At 40.2% G+C, this 18,000-nt stretch carries 16 protein-coding genes; 10 read left to right on the forward strand and 6 right to left on the reverse strand.

Annotated elements, in window-relative coordinates; translation table 11 throughout:
• The first annotated feature begins 109 nt into the window (after positions 1-109).
• The 9 genes from AB3N61_RS11925 (at position 110) to AB3N61_RS11965 (ending at position 9,290) form a co-directional block, all read left to right on the forward strand.
• Positions 110-949 carry a phosphate ABC transporter substrate-binding protein gene (locus AB3N61_RS11925; protein ID WP_036090626.1) on the forward strand — a complete coding sequence of 280 codons (840 nt, stop codon included), beginning with the start codon at positions 110-112 and terminating at the stop codon, positions 947-949.
• A 61-nt stretch (positions 950-1,010) separates the two neighbouring features.
• Positions 1,011-2,093, forward strand: coding sequence for a phosphate ABC transporter permease subunit PstC (gene pstC / locus AB3N61_RS11930; RefSeq protein WP_367897679.1), 1,083 nt, complete (start codon positions 1,011-1,013; stop codon positions 2,091-2,093).
• Between the two features lie 22 nt (positions 2,094-2,115).
• Positions 2,116-3,060 carry a phosphate ABC transporter permease PstA gene (pstA, locus tag AB3N61_RS11935; RefSeq protein WP_020771041.1) on the forward strand — a complete coding sequence of 315 codons (945 nt, stop codon included), beginning with the start codon at positions 2,116-2,118 and terminating at the stop codon, positions 3,058-3,060.
• A 34-nt stretch (positions 3,061-3,094) separates the two neighbouring features.
• Positions 3,095-3,859 carry a phosphate ABC transporter ATP-binding protein PstB gene (gene pstB / locus AB3N61_RS11940; protein WP_020771022.1) on the forward strand — a complete coding sequence of 255 codons (765 nt, stop codon included), beginning with the start codon at positions 3,095-3,097 and terminating at the stop codon, positions 3,857-3,859.
• 100 nt (positions 3,860-3,959) lie between these two features.
• Positions 3,960-4,505, forward strand: coding sequence for a hypothetical protein (locus AB3N61_RS11945; protein ID WP_367897680.1), 546 nt, complete (start codon positions 3,960-3,962; stop codon positions 4,503-4,505).
• The gene (locus AB3N61_RS11950) at positions 4,506-5,582 is read left to right on the forward strand and encodes a carboxylate--amine ligase (protein ID WP_367897681.1); all 1,077 of its coding nucleotides are present in this window, start codon (positions 4,506-4,508) and stop codon (positions 5,580-5,582) included.
• Between the two features lie 78 nt (positions 5,583-5,660).
• The gene (locus tag AB3N61_RS11955; RefSeq protein WP_036090647.1) at positions 5,661-6,875 is read left to right on the forward strand and encodes an adenylate/guanylate cyclase domain-containing protein; all 1,215 of its coding nucleotides are present in this window, start codon (positions 5,661-5,663) and stop codon (positions 6,873-6,875) included.
• Positions 6,876-6,933: 58 nt separating this feature from the next.
• Positions 6,934-8,412 carry an MBOAT family O-acyltransferase gene (locus tag AB3N61_RS11960; RefSeq protein WP_367897682.1) on the forward strand — a complete coding sequence of 493 codons (1,479 nt, stop codon included), beginning with the start codon at positions 6,934-6,936 and terminating at the stop codon, positions 8,410-8,412.
• Between the two features lie 128 nt (positions 8,413-8,540).
• Positions 8,541-9,290, forward strand: coding sequence for a hypothetical protein (locus AB3N61_RS11965; RefSeq protein WP_367897683.1), 750 nt, complete (start codon positions 8,541-8,543; stop codon positions 9,288-9,290).
• A gap of 180 nt (positions 9,291-9,470) precedes the next feature.
• Here the strand turns inward: AB3N61_RS11965 and AB3N61_RS11970 are convergent, their stop codons facing one another.
• The 5 genes from AB3N61_RS11970 to AB3N61_RS11990 all read right to left on the reverse strand — a co-directional run bounded on the left by AB3N61_RS11970 (position 9,471) and on the right by AB3N61_RS11990 (position 14,035).
• Positions 9,471-9,953 carry a hypothetical protein gene (locus tag AB3N61_RS11970; protein ID WP_367897684.1) on the reverse strand — a complete coding sequence of 161 codons (483 nt, stop codon included), beginning with the start codon at positions 9,951-9,953 and terminating at the stop codon, positions 9,471-9,473.
• Positions 9,954-9,964: 11 nt separating this feature from the next.
• Positions 9,965-10,408: a c-type cytochrome gene (locus AB3N61_RS11975; protein WP_367897685.1), complete on the reverse strand. Its 444-nt coding sequence runs from the start codon at positions 10,406-10,408 to the stop codon at positions 9,965-9,967.
• Between the two features lie 9 nt (positions 10,409-10,417).
• Positions 10,418-11,503, reverse strand: coding sequence for a metallophosphoesterase family protein (locus tag AB3N61_RS11980; RefSeq protein ID WP_367897686.1), 1,086 nt, complete (start codon positions 11,501-11,503; stop codon positions 10,418-10,420).
• Positions 11,504-11,536: 33 nt separating this feature from the next.
• A complete protein-coding gene (locus AB3N61_RS11985) occupies positions 11,537-12,685 on the reverse strand; it encodes a cytochrome-c peroxidase (protein WP_367897687.1) in 1,149 nt (382 codons plus the stop codon).
• Positions 12,686-13,078: 393 nt separating this feature from the next.
• Complete coding sequence (locus tag AB3N61_RS11990; protein ID WP_367899095.1) at positions 13,079-14,035, reverse strand: NAD-dependent epimerase/dehydratase family protein; 957 nt, start codon at positions 14,033-14,035, stop codon at positions 13,079-13,081.
• 505 nt (positions 14,036-14,540) lie between these two features.
• Here AB3N61_RS11990 and AB3N61_RS11995 point away from each other — a divergent pair.
• On the forward strand, positions 14,541-16,517 hold the full coding sequence (locus AB3N61_RS11995; RefSeq protein WP_367897688.1) for an ATP-binding protein: 1,977 nt from the start codon (positions 14,541-14,543) through the stop codon (positions 16,515-16,517).
• Here the strand turns inward: AB3N61_RS11995 and AB3N61_RS12000 are convergent.
• Positions 16,514-17,944 carry a RecQ family ATP-dependent DNA helicase gene (locus tag AB3N61_RS12000; RefSeq protein WP_020771057.1) on the reverse strand — a complete coding sequence of 477 codons (1,431 nt, stop codon included), beginning with the start codon at positions 17,942-17,944 and terminating at the stop codon, positions 16,514-16,516. The two genes, AB3N61_RS11995 and AB3N61_RS12000, sit on opposite strands and share 4 nt — an antisense overlap.
• Positions 17,945-18,000 lie beyond the last annotated feature (56 nt).

Consider the following 18,000-nt stretch of genomic DNA (forward strand, 5'->3'; position numbering starts at 1 on the left):
CAAATCTATGCAATAGAACAGAGTGTATCAGGATTGTAATATTTGAGAAATCCTTTCGTAACGGTTCTCGTTTACGATCCAAAAATATTTCAGGAGAAATATCAAATAGATGAAAAAGATAGGTTTAAGACTTATTGTCTTATTAGTATTCGTTCTTTCTTCATTTTCCGTATCCGGGGAAGAGAAAAAGACAATCACAATTAAAGGATCCGACACAATGGTTATCCTGGTCCAAAAATGGACCGAAACCTTCCCTGACAAATCCGTTCAATTCCAAGTAACCGGAGGAGGTTCCGGAACCGGGATTGCGGCTCTGATCAACGGGACCACGGATATTTGTTCCGCTTCTCGTCCTCTCAAACCTCAAGAAATCCAACAGTTAAAGGAAAAATATAAATCCAACGGCGTGGAAATCAAGGTTGCAATCGACGGTATTTCTCTTTATGTAAACAAAAAGAATCCACTTGCGAAACTTTCCGTAGAAGAGATCCGTAAAATTTTCACGGGAAAGATCACCAATTGGAAAGAAGTTGGCGGAGAAGATCACAAAATCGTACTCTATAGCCGTGAGAACAACTCCGGGACTTATGAGTATTTCAAAGAGCATGTTTTGGAAAAACAAGACTTTGATCCCTCTGCACAACATATGGTAGGAACTGCGGCACTAGTGAACGCGATCTCCAAAGATAAATGGGGCATCGGTTACGGCGGTGCGGCTTACGCTTCCGGAGTCAAAGATCTAGCGGTCTCTGCGGATGCAAATTCTAAAGCGGAACTTCCGACCGAAGCGAATATTTTGACCAACAAGTATCCTATCTCCAGATATCTTTATTTTTATCTAAGAGAAACACCAAAAGACCAAACCAAAAAGTTTATCGATTGGGTGATCGGAAAAGACGGACAAAAAGTAGTGAAGGACGTAGGTTACTTCCCTCTTAAGAAAAAGTAATATTGTGAGATCGTCTCCCGGAAACGGGAGCCGATCTTAAATCCAGAAATCGGAATATTCAATGAGCAAACTCGATCCTCTGCTGAGATATCTTTTACATCCGAGCAGAAGAAAAATAGACGTTTTCGCGGAAACCTTGGTAAAAGGAACCGCCGCAACCTCCATCCTTATTATTCTTCTCATATTTTTCTTCGTCTTTAGAGAAGCTTCTTCCTTATTCTTCTCGGATTCTCCGCAAGTCAGCTCTACTACACAAAGCTCCGAGGCCCCTACGGAATATAACCCTGATTCCAGTTCGGATACTCCTACGGAATACAATCCGGACGGAGATACATTGGAGTTGAATAAAACGGTAGCTGTCCCCTCTCCTGAGCCCGAAAAACTTTCCCTTTTCGAAAATCTTTTCAGCAAGGTTTGGCAGCCTGTTTCTTCCGTTCCTAAATTCGGTATTTTACCTTTGATCGTAGGGACTGCAAAAACTACGATCATAGCGATCTTACTCGGAGCACCTTTGGCTATTCTAGCTGCATTGAATATTACGTTTTTCGTACCTAGAAAAGTAAGAGAGATCGTTAAACCTGCCATCGAAATGCTTGCTAACTTCCCTTCCGTAGTGATCGGATTTTTCTGCTTAATGGACGTAGCCACCGTGGTAAAAGCAACCTTCGATATAGATTTCAGATTAAACGCTCTCACCGGAGGAATAGGCCTTGCGATAGCGGTTACTCCGATCATTTTTACGGTGGCAGAAGACGCATTAAGCACAGTGCCTCAATCGTATAGACAGGCCTCCTTGGCATTAGGAGCTACGGAATGGCAGACCGCTTATAGAGTGATGCTTCCTGCTGCATTGCCTGGAGTTTTCGCCGCTGTACTTTTGGGCGTCGGAAGAGCATTCGGAGAGACGATGATCGCCCTTATGGCTACTGGCAACGCTCCAATGATGAGTTTCGGCATATTTGATCCGAGCAGGACTTTTGCCGCCACGATCGGTGCGGAGATGGGAGAAGTTATCTGGGGATCGGAACATTATAATATACTGTTCTTCCTGGGAGTACTTCTGTTCCTATTCACTTTTTCCTTGAACGCCATCACTGAGCTGTACGTCAAAAAGCGGCTTATGAGAAAGTTCCAAGGCTCCTAAGAACAAAATTTGGTAAACTTCTTTGAAATGGAAAAAAGTCAGACTCAAAAGAAAAAGAGTCATCCGAGATAAAATATATTCCATATTAGCTCTCGGAGCTCCCATGCTTGCTACGGGACTGATTCTATCAGCTGTCCTACTCATGCTCGGGAATATATTCTATAAGGGATTTTCAGGAGTCAGTTGGGAATTCCTGACCGAAGCTCCTAGGAATAATAACTTAGAAGGCGGGATCTTTCCGGCTATCTATGGAACAGTATATCTAGTTTTTATAATGGTCCTATGTAGTATTCCGATAGGAACAGCTACCGGCATCTTTCTTTCCGAATACACTGCAAGAGATTCCAGGTTCGCTATGACGGTCAGGTTTGCCATCAATACCTTGGCGGGAGTTCCTTCCATCGTATTCGGTCTGTTCGGTGTCGGTTTTTTCATCCAGTTTATCGGAAAAGGAATGGATTATGTTGCGAACAATACCACTCCTGTTTGGGGCAAACCGGCTCTAATCTGGGCTGCAGCTACACTAGCAATTCTCACCTTACCCGTAGTTATTATTTCCGTGGAAGAAACTATGAGAAGTATTCCGAGAGAAATGAGAGAGTCCAGTCTCGCGTTAGGCGCAACTAAGTGGCAGACTATCTGGAAATTGATCTTACCGAATTCTTTGACCGGGATTTTAACGGGAGCAATCCTTGCGATCGGACGAGGAGCTGGAGAAGTGGCTCCAATCCTATTCGTAGGAGTTGTGTATTCCTTGCCGGAATTACCTTCTCACCTTTCCGATCAATTTATGCAATTAGGCTACCATTTGTTCGTATTGGCGACCCAATCGCCGGACGTGGATGCTGCGATGCCGAAACAATATGCAACAACGGTCGTATTATTAACTCTTACCTTCGGGATGAGTTTTTTCGCAACATTCTTAAGATACAGAATCAGAAAATCCAGGGGCAAGACCCATGTATAACGTTTTTATTGGAGATGCGAGGAGTTAATCTCAGATGAAAGATACAAAAGTAAAAATAAAATCCCGCCATTTCAACTTTTTCTACGGTGAAAACCAGGCATTACATGATATCTCTTTGGAAATTCATGCGAAGAAGGTCACTGCGTTCATAGGACCTTCCGGTTGCGGAAAATCCACTTTTTTAAGATCGATCAATCGTATGAACGACGTGATCGACGGTTCCAAAGTAAACGGTAAATTGGAAATTGACGGTATCAACATTTATGATCCCCTAATGAACGTTGTGGAACTTAGAAAAAGGGTCGGAATGGTTTTCCAAAAGTCCTTCCCTTTTCCTAAATCTATTTATGAAAATATCGCTTACGGTCTGAAACTGAACGGCAGAGTCTCCAAGGACGAAATGGACCATATAGTCGAGGAAAGTCTGAGAAAGTCCGCACTTTGGAAAGAGGTCAAGGACAGGTTGAATGATAGCGCACTTGGGCTATCCGGAGGACAACAACAAAGATTATGTATCGCAAGAGCGATCGCAATGAATCCGGAGGTGATCTTAATGGATGAGCCTTGCTCCGCATTGGATCCGATCTCCACTAAAAAAGTGGAAGAGTTTATCTCCGAGTTCAAGGACTCTTATACGATAGTGATTGTTACTCATAATATGCAACAAGCAGCTAGGGTAAGCGATTATACCGGTTTTTTCTATATGGGCCGTTTGGTGGAATTCGATACTACCAAAAAGATGTTCCATGATCCTTCTAAAAAGGAAACGGAAGATTATATTTCAGGTAAATTCGGCTGATCCGAATGTATATGTTTCCCGAGCAAAAACGCCCGCATTCTGTGGGCGTTTTTTTATTCTATACTGTAACTTAAATCGTTACTATTCGAAGTTTCCCTCAATGAGGCAGACGAAATCAGATTTAATAGATTCTCTCGAGATCATCTTTTTAAGATTCGCAGAATTACTCCTTAGGCTCCCGGAAAGAAATTATGCTCGCCCTTTACATTTACTGTCCGGGGCGAGTATAGGTAAACAGGTCCGACATTGTTTAGAATTTGCGGAAGCTTTATTAAACGGATTTGATATAAGGTTTGTTACCTACGACCAAAGAGAAAGAAATCCTATCTACGAAAATTCCCCCGAAGCAGCCGCTTATCGATTTCAAGAATTAGTAAGAGAATTCAAGCTAAAAGATTGGGAGGGAGAAGTTGAAGTTTCTTATTTAGTCCATTCTTCTTCCGGTTCGGAAAATGTGGTAAAATCTTCCTGGGATAGAGAATTACTTTATGTACAAGAGCATACGATCCACCATGAAGCGATCGTAAGAGTTGCGCTTGAGCACGATCTCGGGTTCGACGATATTCCGGAAAGTTTCGGTTTTGCGATCTCCACACTACAATACAAAGCGAATCTTTCTATTCTCGCTTGGGATCCGGTCATCTAAATGTTAGAGATACAAACCGAGCAAGATTTACTCGAACAATCCGATCCGATGGAATTTTGGCCCACTTGGAAGTTGTATCTACCTTTGATCCCGTATATCGTTTTTGAATCCATTCGATCTATTCGATCCGGTTCATTTTCTTCCTTAGGATTCGGGTCAATTGCAGCCGTCAATCCAGGCATTCCGTTAGGAGGTCTCGTAGGAGAATCGAAATATCAGATCTTAAAAAATTTGGATCCTCAGCACGTATTAAAATTTTTCCTAGTTCCGAAAGGTTCCAAAGACGTAAATTCTATTTTAGAAAAAATGAATACTTTTGGATTAGGATTTCCCATCATACTCAAGCCGGATTCCGGGCAAAGAGGACAAGGTGTCCGAAAGATCTTAAGTCAAAAACATTTGGAAGATTGTTTGTTAGAATCGAATGTGGATCTACTTATCCAAGAATATCACCCTGGTCCTTTCGAGGTTGGAGTTTTTTATTATAGATATCCGAACGAAACCAAAGGTAATATATTCTCGATCACCAGAAAAGTATTTCCAAAGTTGATCGGAGACGGGACCTCATCTCTTTCCAAATTAGTGGAAACCCATCCCAGATTTAAAATACAAAAGGAAAAATTCCGAAAAAGATTTTCAGAAGTTTGGGAACGAATCCCTGGACTAGGAGAAAATATACTTCTTACGGAAGCAGGAAATCATTGCCAAGGAACTTTATTTTTGGACGGATCTGAATGGATCACTCCTGAATTGGAGAACAAGATCCACGAGATCTCTTCCTCTTTTACGGGTTTTTATTTTGGAAGATACGATATCCGATTTTCGTCTCTCAAAGATTTTTTGGAAGGAAAAGATCTGAAGGTAGTGGAACTGAACGGGGTCACTTCGGAATCCACCAACTTATACGATCCCAGATTTTCCATCAAAGAACGATATTCCATACTAATCTCCCAATGGAAGATACTATTTGAGATTTCCAGACAATCAAAAGCGAAAGGTGCGGGTCTATTTTCTATACTAAAAGTTTTGTACAATTTTTATTTCGGAGACAGGATTGTGTCCGATCTCTCCAGTTGAGACTTGCAATTTTTTCCGATTTATGAAAGTTTTAGCCCTGCTCCGAATATTCAGACTTCTCAAGTTCCGGACAATCTTATGAAACAAAAATTAATCCAGCTTATTTATTTGATCTTTGGGGACCCAAAGAAGAATTCCTTAGAGCATAGATTGTTCAATGCAATTTCCCTTGTAAACGGAAGTTTGAATATATTAGGCTCCTTCTTCGAAGAGAAAACAGAATATTCACATCGGGTCATTCTTCTAAATTTAATATCCGGTTCTATCCTCCTTATTATGTACTATTTTTCCAGATTTAGGAATATTTATTACGTTCTGTTCTGGCCTCTAAATTTGACAATACTAGTATATTTATCCTCTCTTTGGTTTTTACATGGGGGATCTAACGGAGGAAACCATTATTATTTTATTCCTGCATTGGTGATCGCCACTATTCTTTTAAAAAACCATAATATATTTCTTATTTATGGATTTTACGCATTTGTTACGGGATTTCTATATATATTCGAATACTTTTATCCGAATTTTATCGTTCCGCAGAAAGATAGAGACTCCGAATATATGGATCTCGGAGGAAACTATATTTTCGTTCAAATCCTGACCGGTATACTGATCTTTATACTCAGCAGGAACCTGAATATAGAGAGAAAAAAATCGGACAACCTGCTTCGGAATATTCTTCCCGAATCGATAGCGGACGAATTAAAAATGAACGATCGTGTCCAACCAAAACGTTATGATAGTGTTACGGTATTATTCACGGATATGGCGGGTTTCACGCAAATTGCCGAAAAAATGAGTCCCGAAGAACTTGTGAAAGAACTACACTTCTTCTTTGCGGAATTCGATAGGATCGCCAAAAAATACGGCTTGGAGAAGATCAAAACCATCGGAGATGCTTACATGGCGGTGGGTGGACTTCCTACTCCGAATCGTACTCATCCAAGAGATGCCGTGTTCTGCGGTTTGGAATTCCAACAATTTATGAAAAAGCAAAAGGAAGAAAGAATGAGATTAGGCCTTCCTACCTGGGAATTACGTTTAGGGATCCATACGGGAAGTGTGGTCGCCGGCGTCATTGGGACCGAAAAATTCGCCTACGATATTTGGGGAGACACGGTCAATACCGCAAGTCGTATGGAAAGTTCCGGAGTAGCGGGAGAAGTGAATATCTCCTTGGATACGTTCCATTTTGTGAGAGAGGATTTTATCTGCGAGTCCAGAGGATTGATAAAAGCCAAGAACAAGGGAGAGATCGAAATGTTTTTGGTAAAGGGAGCCAGAGAAGTATAATAGGTTCTTGACCTAAGGATTCCAGGAAAGAATTTGAACCAGTCAGATTTTCTTTCCTATGAATTTTAATAGTTTTGGATTTTTTTTATTCCTACTCATTACCTTTACTATTTATTATATCCCCTTCTTAAAAAGATTTCAACTTCTGACAGTAGTCGCCGCGAGTTTTTACTTTTACGCATACACGGATCCTTGGTTACTCATCTTACTTTTATTCTCTATCTTTTGGAATGCGAGTATCGTATATCTGATCCAGTCCCCGGAATTTAGATCCAAAAAAGGGGTTTTAGCATTAGGTGTAGTCCTGAACCTAACCGTATTATTTTTCTTTAAATATAGCGGGCTATTCGCCAAAACTTTCTTGGGAAATTCGGGGACCTCGGATCTACATTGGATCTTTCTAATCCCGCTTCCGATCGGTATTTCCTTTTATACCTTCCATGGGATCAGCATGGTGGTGGATTTTTATAGGATAGGTCCGGAAATTTTCAAAGAGAAGGTTCCCTACCCTAAACTGATCCTGCAATCTTCTCTCTATATCAATTTTTTTCCCCAGTTGGTAGCAGGGCCTATCGTTAAGGCAAAGGAATTTTTTCCGCAGATCAAAACAAAATACTTCAAAGATATTCCATGGATCCAGGCTGCAAAAATATTGATCCTAGGTTATTTTTTAAAAACGGTGATCGCGGACAACCTGAACGATCTTACTTTCGTTATCGATTTTCCTTATAATTCCCATCATTCTACTCTTACTTTAATACTATTGATTTTCGGTTATTCCGCTCAGATCTTTGCGGACTTTGCGGGATATTCATTGATCGCGATCGGAACCGCATTCCTATTCGGTTATAAACTTCCTACAAATTTCAATTTTCCTTATATATCCTCCACCTTTTCGGAATTTTGGAGAAGATGGCATATTTCTCTTTCTACTTGGCTTAGGGATTATTTGTATATTCCCTTGGGAGGAAATAGAAAAGGAAATGTAAGGACCTATATAAATCTATTTTTGGTCATGGCATTGGGCGGACTTTGGCACGGAGCTGAATGGAGATATATGGTTTGGGGAATCGGTCACGGGCTCTTGTTATTGATCGAAAGATTTTTAGAACAGAATTTTCCCTTCAAACTACCCGAGAATCGTTTTTTCTCCTTTATAAAGGCCGGATTCGTATTCTTAAGCGTTTCTCTTTTGTGGCTACTATTCCGGTTGCCTGATTTTGGAACAGCGGTGAAATATTTAAAATTATTAGGAACGAATTTAAGTTTGGGAACAGACTGGGAACTTTGCACATTCTTAATATTCTTTTCCATTCCGGTGTTTTTATATCATCTATACGGATGGTTTAAGAGCCGGTCGGCTCTGGAAGCCCAGAACCGGATACATATCGATAACCTAACTTCTAGGACGGACTATAAAGAGAAGTATTCGGAAGAAACGATCGAAAAAGTTTCGATAATAGGTTATGCATTCCTACTCTTTCTGATCGTTTTAAACAAAGGACCATCTGCGGCATTTATCTATTTTCAGTTTTAACTATGAAATTTTTTATCCGACTCATTACTATTTTTCTGATTTTCTTAGGGTTGTATTCCGGTTTTGTGCATTTTTTTTCACCCTATAAAATACCCAAGCAGAGTTGGTGGCAGCATAATCGGGTCCGGGTGGAAAGTTTTTTAACGGAAGGAAAAGATTCCAAATTTGTGATCGTTGGATCTTCCATGTCGGATAGAATGTTACCAAAACCCGGCACTGGCTGGTTTAATCTTTCTCTAGTGGGAGAAGGTGCATTAACAGGATTATCTATATTAAAATATTCGGATACTTCTCCCAAATTCGTTTTGATTGAAGTAAATCAACTTTCCGTAAAAGAGAACGAAAAATTCTCCTTAGAGAATACCGATCCCTTTTTCGTTTTTACCAGACGGAATTTCCCGGTCCTCAGATCGGAAAAACAACCCTTAAACTATGCAGTCGGATTTGTGCTCCAATTTACGGATCGCCTTTTTGCCGCCGAAGCAAAACAAAATCCCGAAGCGGAAAAACAAGCTCTTGAAATTTCCAATCGACTAAAAGAAGAACATCTACAAGAAGTAAAACGTTGGTATGGAGCCGCGGTAGATCAGAAAAAATTGGATGATAGAATGACGTATCTATCTTCCGTCTTAAAAGAATTAGAATCCAAAGGTGTCCGGCCCATTTTTTTCGAAATGCCCATGCATCCCGAAATCCTGGTCTCCGCAAAGGAAACAAGGACCAGAGAGACTGTTCAGAAATATTTTCCTCCTTCTCAATATCTTTGGTTTATCGATCATAAAGATGTCTACGAAGACAGCGATGCTCTACATTTGTCCTATCCGGAAGCAGATCGGTTCTTATCCAAATTGAAAGAATACGCAGAATCCTTACCTTAGAGAAGTTCCAATTGCTCCGTTAGAACGATCACTTGTTGGATTGTACACATTCTAATGAGCATTCTCATATAAAAAGAATCCGCAAGGGTCCCTGCGGATCAAGTGCTGTGGTAATGAAAGCGGGATCTTCTCGGATTGCTGAAAACCGAGAAGATCTCGACCATTGCATATTCAAAAATGTTAATTATCAAATGCACCCAGGGAAACCCATTCACTTCCTTCTTTTTTATATCTTAGAACTCCTTTTAAGGGAATGATTTGCCCACTTTTCGCATCATACCACCGAGAGGAAGAAAGGTTAGCAAGCAGCGAAAAATGTAATAATTTCTCCGTTCCGGATTTGTTTACGGAATTTTGCATTACCCAACCCACATATTCCCTGTGATACCTTCCTTCTTGGGCATGATGAACATAATTGCGAACATCTTCCTTTAGTCTTACTTTTGCGGAGAAGGGGATGTAGAGAAGATCCTTACTTCCCGAAGAGATGGATTCTTTTACTGAGACAGGTTTATCCGCCTGAATATCTTCCACAGTCCCAAACAAAGAGAGTCCTTTTTCCAGATCCGATTTACATCTGGAATCGCTGATCTCGGATCCGCAAAAAACCAAGGAGAGGGACAAAATCAAAAGGATCCCTAAAAACAAACTAGATCGGATCATATTCATTTCCCCTAATGTTTTCCCGGAGACAAGACCGAGTTCCTTCTTTCATACATAATATATGCTTCCAGAGCGATCATCTTAGGATCGTCATACGCCAAAGGTTTTCCTTGCAAAGGGTTTTGGATACACCAGTTGATCATTTCCCTCAATGTGGAAACCTTTCCGATCTGTTTTTGAAACTTAGGATAAGTTTCCGGATGAGTATTCGTCGCATTCGGATGACACATGGCACATTGGACCGTATTTCCTCCCAATTGAGGCCCATGAAAAAGTTTTTCTCCCTGTGCAACCGTTTCCATAAAAGCTGCATTCCATTTATCTTCGTTCGATTTATCCCAATCGTCTCCGAAGACTAAGGATACCGTCCCGAAAATCAAAAAGAATATGGAAACACTGATCCCGACTAAAATTTTGGATTTAGATCGATCTCTAAAAATATGCGGATGGTCCATAAGATTCTCCTAATAGTGAGTCTGAGGAAGGATTCTAGATTCCGGTTTTTGGTATTCAGAATCCACCGGATGACCTGCAGAATCGTCGTATTTTACGATCCGATCCTTGTTTTCCCAAAGTTTATAATGCATTTCCTCTCTTGCATTATCCATGTTCACGAACGCCCAACCCGTTCCGTCTCTTTCATGAAATGGATCTTGACGGTTCATAAAAACAGTCATCTTTGGGATATAATTCGGTGACTGAGTATAACTCTCCGGATAAGGCCATGGCCAAGCAGTAGACATCAATGCATAAAAACTAATATTTTTGATTTGGTTGTATAAAACTTGGTGAACATGCCCGTGAAAAACGGTTACATTATCAAATCTACTCAAAATAGATTGAATCGTTTCCGCATCGTCCGTCCAGAAATTCCAAGGTTTATAAATTTTATATAAAGGGGAATGAGAAAGAACCACTAACGGAGTTCCACTTTTTACGTTTTCCAGATCCTTTTTCAACCAGGTAATCTGGTCGTCACCCACCATAAACGGAGAACCGTTCGGATTATCCAAACGGGCCATCTCGTTCATTCTTTCTTCCGGAGTCTTCCAACGTTTGATCCATGTATCATAGGTTAAAATACTATTCAAAACCACAAAATGAACCCCTTTATGATCGAAAGAATAATTGAGTTTGCTGATCTTATCCTGCCAATAATTTCCCAAATCTAAATAATAATCATGCTCTCCGATCACGTATTTAACAGGAACCTTAAGTTTGGAAAGAAGTTCCATACCGTGATCCAATTCTTCTCTTTTTCCTAACTGCGCCAGATCTCCTCCAAATACGACAAAGTCGGGCCTAGGGAACATCAGGTTGACCGTTTCGATCGCCTTATTCAGACCGCTATCGAAATTCCGAACAAAATTCGTTCCTTTAATATGCGTTAGGTGAGGATCCGATATAAAAGCGAAAGTAAATTTTTCATGAGTACCTTTCCCTCTTCCCCCGCAAGCAATCTCCACCAAACTCATCGGTACGATACTCGCAGCGAGTAGACCACCCGTTCTGCGTAAAAAATCTTTCCTACTTAGCTTTCCTTCTTCCATAACTCCCTCCTCGTGAAAACGTATAAGGTCCGTTTATTTCGGCATTTTAGGCAAAACCGGACTTGTTAAGGATTTTAAAAAAGACACCAGATCCGCTTTCTCTTGACCGGTCAGCCCCAACGGACGAATACCGCTGCTTAAAAACGGATTTGTTTCTCCGCCTCTATCATACAGATCAATGACCTGTTCTAAGCTCGCTAGACTTCCGTCATGCATATAAGGAGAAGTTAATGCGATATTTCGTAGACCGGGAGTTTTAAACGCTCCCAGATCCTCATTAATTCCCGTAACGGCAAATCTACCTAGCTCGGAAGATTCTAGATTCGTAAGTATTTCTTCGTCGGAAGTCGGACCGGTCTTGGATTCCGCTTTTTTTTGAAGGATCTCTTCCAGCTTAGGTTGGATCCTTTTAAAACCCACTCCCAGGTTATGGAATTTATCATCCGTAAAAATTGCGTTCGTTTCGCCTATCGTATGACAGTCTTGGCATCGTGCCTTTCCCATATACAAAGCTAAACCCCGGATCGCGGACTCGGAAAGAGCCTTCTCTTCTTTTCCGAACCTATAACGATCGAATGGAGAATTTCCCGAAATGATCGTCCTTTCGAAAGAAGCGATTGCTAAGGCTACATGATCTATATGGATCGAATCCGAATCGACCCCAAATACTGTCTTGAACCTTGCAGAATAATCCGGATCCGCTTTTACGATCTTTATTAGATCATCATGACTGGATAAGCCGTGCTCTACGGGATTTAAAAGAGGATCTTTGGATTGTCCCTCCAGATCTTTCCTTCTTCCGTCCCAAAACTGTGTTTTGTAATAGGCAGCGTTCAATACGGTAGGAGCATTTCTCGTTCCGGTAAAATTTTTAATCCCCTTAGAGACCTTCAATTTGTCTACAAACGCCTGTTCCGGATTATGACAGGTGGCGCAAGAGACTGTTCCATCCAAGCTAAATCGTTTGTCTGAGTATAATTTGGCGCCTAACGAAACTTTATCGGCGGATTGAGGATTATTTTTAGGGACAGGTAAATCCGGGAGTCCTAAAATCCCGCTCGGAACATAAGTCAGTTCGGTAAGATCTATCTCTTTTTTCTTCTGAGAATCACAACCTGTACAATAAAATATGAATATAATAAATATATATCCTAAAAATTTGGAACGGGTTTGTGAAAACATAAGAACTTTCATTCGAAATGGCCGATAAAATTTTCGCTTAGAATAGTTCTAGAATTAAAATAGGTCAAGACCCTAAGGCAGAAAAAACGATGTTTCTAAGAATTTTTTATCTTCCAACTTGAGAGCAAATGTCAAAATACATTAGCAAGTTAAAACATTCGTTTTATTTAAAGTATGTTTTATAATAAAAGACTAAACATTCTTACAGTAGAATTCAAGTAAAGCGACGTATTCCAAGCCGTTCCAATATATTAATAAGGAACTAATTTATTTCTTATTTATTTCCCAGTTTGCCAGGTTTTATCTTTCTTAAAAATTTTCTGAAGGTCCGCCAAGAGGTGATTGTGGCGAACCGGAAATACACTTCTAATATCGAAGCCTAATGCAAGGCGCTTAACCTTTCATCAAATCTAAACCTTGTGCCACACTGACTACAGGTTTGTATCCTAATTCTCGCTTGGCCTTGTCTATGCGGATGGTACATTCTTTTCCCATAATATCCACAGGAAACCTCATCATCGGAGGTTCTTTACGAATTCCTAAAATTCTCCAGATCCCCTCAACTATCATCGCTAAAAACCCTGCTATAAAAGAAGGTATGGAAGCCTTAGGAAGTGTAATCCCTTGGGTTTGCATCATCTCGGTCAAAAAAGTTTTTACGGTTTTGACTTCGTCGTCTGTGATAAAATAGATTTGGCCCGGTATTCCCTTGGTTAACGCAAGTTCGGTTGCGTGCACCAAATTCGGGATGCAGGTCACGGAAGTTTTGGCTCTTCCCTGATCCAGCCACATAAACTTTCCTTCCGCCACCATCTTTTTCAAAACGGGGAGAACGGATGTATCTCCTGGTCCCCAAACAAGCCTAGGTCTTAAAACAATCGTTTCGAACCCGGGACGATTAGCAGAGACTACTCTTTTTTCCGCTTCCGCTTTAGTACGGCTATAATAGTAAGGAGTTTTTTTAGGATAAGGATAAGTCTCGTCTATCTGAATCATATCCTGCCCATAAAATAAAGCCGCTTCCGTTCCCATATGAATAAACCGTTTGACCCCTGCTTTTTGAGAAGCCTCTAACAATCGAGTAGTTCCTTCCACATTTCCTTTCCAAAAATCTTGGTATGTTCCCCAAGGACCTACGAAAGCAGCACAATGGATTACGATATCGGTTCCTGCCAAATTTTGAGGAGTAATAGATTCCAAACTTCCGCCTACAATTTCAAACCCCTGTTCAGACAAACTAGAGTCCGTCTTTGGAGATCTGGACAATACTTTTATCTTATGTTTTTCCTTTAGATGGCGGGCAATTGCGCCGCCTACGAAGCCGGACGCGCCAGTGATAAATAGATTCATATCTTCTCCAAAATCCAATTCTCCAAGAAAAAGTTTGGGAAGTATACTAGAAAATCCGAAGATCGGTCTTGCTGAAATTAGGACGGAGTCTAACTGCAAGTATTGTTCCTTCTTCCTGTCCTTTGCATCGAATTAATGTTTCAGGTTGTACTTTCTTAGAATTTCTAGGATCGCTATCTTGAAGGTTGATTCCGCAGAATATTGATTCCAGAGCATATTTTTACTTTGCAAGTAAACGAATAAATCTTCACCGACCTTTTATGATTTTGGGAAGAGCATATATCCATTGTTTTGGTTTTTACGTTTTTCAATCGTGAAAACTTTGATAAAAATTATAAATCGGATCTTTCCACAATACTTCAACCTAATCATGAAATGATTTATATCAGGTAACTCGGCGTTAAATGGATCCACCTTACGGTTTTTCGTTTTTTTTTAAAAATAATCTTATACAATTTTCTATACAGGTTTCTAGCGAAGAATAAACTGGAGACCAGATATCGGAATGAGGCCATCTATCTTTCATTTGCTATTCCTCTTGGCATTTATGGGATGCTCTCAAGAAGCCGAGATCTACTCTCCACAAGCAAAGGAAGGAATTTTAGATCTGAGAGATTGGGATAGAGATCGTTTCTCAACCGTTGCCTTAAACGGACATTGGGAATTTGCCGACGGGATCCTAACTCCGGAAACTTTCATAAAAGACGGATTTATCCCCGTTCCCGGCGCCTGGAACTCGTTTATAAAGAACGGCAAAAGACATGAGGGAGAAGGACTCGGGACTTATAAACTCACCGTCCTATTGGACAGACCGGTAAAAGACTTGGCTTTTCAAATAGGAGACGTCTCCACCGCATTTAAACTATTTCTGAACGGAAAATTATTGATCGAGAATGGAAGGATCGGAAGTTCCAGAACGGAAATGATCCCTTCGTATAAACATCCTATCGTTCTAATAGACGAAGGGTCCAAAGAATTAAAACTTACCTTACAAATATCAAATTTTTATCATATTACCGGTGGACTTCGTAAGCCCATTAAGTTAGGAAATACCTTAGCCGTATTCGAAGAGAAAAAAAGGCAGGTCGCTCTCGGCTGGGTGGTTTTTGGCGCCACATTCTTTATGGGATTATATCATTTGATCCTATTCCTGATGAGAAGAGTCGACAAATCAGCGCTTTGGTTCGGATTATTCTGCATAGATCTGAGTATCAGAGGATTTTTTACCGGATCGGTATTCATATACGAGGTCACAACGGATTCTTTTTGGGTGTATATCCATAAACTGGATATCCTAACTTTTGTCTTGGCACTTCCCTTATTTTCCGTCTTTCTAAAAGCAGTCTTTCCTGACGAACAATTCCATCGCTACTTCAACAATATATCCATAGGTGTCAGTTCCATATTCTTCGTCCTAGTCCTTGCACTTCCGTCCACGGAGTATATGGACTATATTCGAATATTCCAAGGTTTCGTGGGTGTAAGCATACTTTACTTTTTCGTAATGATCACCATTTGTATCGTGAGAAGAAGGGAAGGCTCAATCTTATTTACCGTTGGCTCATTAATCTTATTTTTAACAACATTAAACGATATTTTAAACCAAAGCCTGCTAATAAATGCGGAATATCTGGCAAGCTGGGGACTTCTCGCATTCCTATTCTCCCAAACCATAATGCTTTCGGTTAGATTCTCGAACGCTTTTGTAAGACTGGAAGAACTCCAAAAATCGCTGGAACAAAAGGTCACGGAAAGAACCAAACAATTAGCGGAAGCGAAACACGTTGCAGAAGAAGCGAATTCACTCAAGGACACTTTTTTATCTTTAGTAACCCATGACTTAAGGTCCCCTATCACGACAGTCATCGGAATATTACAATTGATCCGGAACGATTACAAACAATTGGATGACAAGTCCTTATTGGAATGGATCTCAAGAGCGGAGAATACTTCGTCCCAATCATTAGAAATGATCTCGACACTTTTGGATCTAAATAGACTAAAATCAGGTTCTTTTCCTTTGGACAATAACCTAATTTATGTGTATCCGGAGGTAGAAGGAGTATTGGCAAAACTTCTTCCTCAAGCGGAAGCAAAAAAGATCCGGATCATTAACAAAATCCCGGATGACGTTAAGTTAAACGTAGATAGGACCTTATTTTCGGAAATATTCATCAATCTAGTTTCCAATTCCATAAAGTTCTGCAAAGAAAATGATACGATCAGTATAGGATTTTCCAACGAGAAGAATGATCCGGAATTTTTCGTAGAAGATACGGGGATCGGAATACCGAAAGATATGATCCCGAATCTGTTCTCCACGGAGATCAAATCCACTCGTTTAGGAACCAAAAACGAATCCGGGACCGGCCTAGGTTTACCTTTGGTCTATAGTATTATAAAAGCGTATAACGGGAGAATTTCAGTCGAATCGGAAGAGAAAAAAGGATGCAAATTTACGTTCTGTATCCCAAGAGTTTAAGAACAAATATCACAATTTCCGCAAGAATGAAAAGTTGCACCGAAATATCCGTATAAAAATTCCCTTCTACATTTCTCCGATTTCAAATACATGAGCATTTGATACAGACGGTTTAAACTCGCTTTCTTTCGCTCCTCCAATATTTTCGGATCCGTCAAAACTTCCGGTAATTCTCCACGTAACACCAGCGATCCCCTTTCTAATTCTCCGGAAGTAACTCCATGTCTTTCGAAAAGACTAAGCACCGTTTGCAGACGATGATCCCCTCTGTTTTTATGTACCACCATTGATTGCAATTCTTCGTAACCCAGGGAGGATAATTTTTCTCCCACCGATCTTAAAACCTGATAAACTCGGCTGATAAAATTTTTGTCCGGGTTCTGCCATTCGATAAAATCCATAAGAACGGACAGATCATCCTGGTTATAAAACAGAAGACAATCCGATAAATTACCGTCCCTCCCCGCTCTTCCTATTTCCTGATAATAGGATTCCAAAGAAGAAGGTAACTCTGCGTGGATAATTGTCCGAATATTCGCCTTATCCACTCCCATTCCGAACGCATTCGTAGCTAAAAGTAACGTATCTTTCGAATGTAGAAAATCGTTTTGTATTTTTTTTCTTTTATCGGCAGGAAGCATGCCATGATATACTTTATAACGGATCTTTTCCATATCTAAAGCTTCCGAAAAACTTTCTATATTTTTGATCAGATTAAAATATACGATCGTATTTCCTTTTAGATTTTTTAGATAAGAGATGAGTCCCTTCGATTTGGAAGAAGAATCCACAAAAGTCCTTACTTCTAAATAAAGATTCGGTCTAGAGATCCCTTCATTATAAATTTCAATCTCGGATTCGGATAATCCGATCTGTCGGATCATATCCTTTTGTATATCCTTAGTCGCCGTGGCAGTCAACGCGATGATCGTAGGATATTTTAATATCTTTCTGAATTCGGAGATTTTTGTATAATCAGGTCTAAAATCATGTCCCCATTGACTGATACAATGCGCTTCATCCACCACCAACAAAGAGACTTTTCTGGTTTTGAAAATTTCCAAAAATGAGGATTTGCGAAATCTTTCAGGAGAAACATAAAGAATTTTGTATTTTCCCTTCTTTATATTTTCATAACGAAGTGTACGTTCCTCCTTTGAAATTGATGAATTCACAAATTCCGCGTCTATCCCCAAAGATTTTAATTTATCCACTTGGTCCTGCATGAGAGCGATCAATGGAGAAATTACTACAGTCAATTCTTCCAAGGCCAGAGCAGGCAATTGGTAACATAAGGATTTGCCCATCCCTGTCGGCATGATCACTAAACAGTTTTTGCCTTCTAAAACGTCTCTGATAATTTTTTCTTGAGAGGATCTGAATTCGGAGACACCGAACTTCTTTTTTAATTCTTGTAAATCGGGCATTCGGACTGGTTTCCTTTTTGGATCCAATCCACTTTTTGCCAATCCTGTTTTTTATT

The sequence above is a fragment of the Leptospira sp. WS58.C1 genome, from assembly GCF_040833995.1.
Lineage (GTDB): Bacteria > Spirochaetota > Leptospiria > Leptospirales > Leptospiraceae > Leptospira_B > Leptospira_B cinconiae.